This is a genomic window from Vibrio sp. Vb1026, from assembly GCF_033338745.1.
Lineage (GTDB): Bacteria > Pseudomonadota > Gammaproteobacteria > Enterobacterales > Vibrionaceae > Vibrio > Vibrio alginolyticus.
Window position 1 is genome coordinate 1 of sequence record NZ_JAWOTH010000137.1, and the last position, 1,207, is coordinate 1,207.

2 protein-coding genes and 1 pseudogene are annotated in these 1,207 nt (G+C 37.0%); all 3 read right to left on the bottom strand.

Translation table 11 applies throughout. The features are described 5' to 3' along the window. Window positions 1-137 precede the first annotated feature (137 nt). A pseudogene (locus R7E47_RS24770) lies at window positions 138-425 on the bottom strand (DNA topoisomerase III); the annotation flags it as partial. 82 nt (window positions 426-507) lie between these two features. Further along, on the bottom strand, window positions 508-1,020 hold the full coding sequence (locus R7E47_RS24775; protein WP_086371372.1) for a dihydrofolate reductase: 513 nt from the start codon (window positions 1,018-1,020) through the stop codon (window positions 508-510). Then, a partial coding sequence (locus R7E47_RS24780; protein WP_206926159.1) for a hypothetical protein occupies window positions 1,011-1,207 on the bottom strand: 197 nt, incomplete at its 5' end. The genes R7E47_RS24775 and R7E47_RS24780, both read right to left, overlap by 10 nt.

The following is a 1,207-nucleotide window of genomic DNA, read 5'->3' on the forward strand; positions in this document are numbered from 1 at the left end:
ATCCAAAACGCTGGATCAGGGTGACCGCGCCCGTCTTGGCCACTTGGTGGGTATGGCCCGCTTTCTTGACCAGGTGCCAATACCCATCTTTGTATCAACTCCCCTTCCTGCCCGGCATCCCCGCAATTGATGACTTCAGAACAAGATGCTACCAATTTTTCAATAACAGCAAATTGCCTTTTTACTCCATCGTTATCAATTAGTTTAATGCCAAATTTTTTAGGTACAATTGGCAGATCTTCCAATTTCCAGTATTTCCAATTTTCTTTGTAATCATGGGGTTCATTCAATGTACACAGATGGCCAAAAGTCCAGGTTACCCAATAGCCATTTCCTTCATAAAAGCCGTTGTTGCGTTGTTTTGCACCAATTACTTCGGCAATATCTTTTGCCACAGAAGGTTTTTCAGCTATACATAAAATCATAAGGAGGCAAAGTTAGTAAGGTCGTTGAAGTTTTGAAACCGTTACATACAAAACATTTCAACAAAAACAGTAAGTTTTAGAGTTATTTACGTGTATATTTTTTTATTTCAAAAGCAAAAGCGTGTTTTTCATCAATACCCTGTTTCAGTACAGTTTCACTATTCCACTCAGATTCAGAAAATTTAGGAAAAAAAGTATCTGCGTCAAACACTCCATCTACTTGTGTGATATACATTTCTTGAAGGATGTTTCGCTGCATAACTTCTGCATAAATTTGTCCCCCACCAATGATGAAAACAGTTCTTTCGGTTTCATTTTTATAGAACTCTAAACATTCAGTAAGTGAAAAAAAGACATGAGCTCCTGGTGCTTGATAGCCGATTTGGTGAGTTAAAACGGCATTTTCACGATTTGGCAAGGGTCTAAATTTCTCAGGAATAGATTCATAATTTTTACGTCCGGTTATTACTACATGACCTGTTGAAGTTTCTTTAAAGAATTTCATATCAGCCGGCAATTTCCATAACAAATCGTTGTCTTTACCAATGCCAAAATTTTTATCCATGGCAACAATTAATGATAGTTTCATAATGATCGGTATTGAATAATTAATTTTTTATTTGAGGCATTAAGCACATGCAATAATTTCTCAATTGGTTTTTTCACCTTTTCTTTCAAATGTAACTCATCTGCAGTTTGAATCATACGTATAGGAAGAATAAACGCCCTTTTCACCCAAGTCCAACAGCTTTGGACCGCAGTTGACTCTTTCGACACCCCTG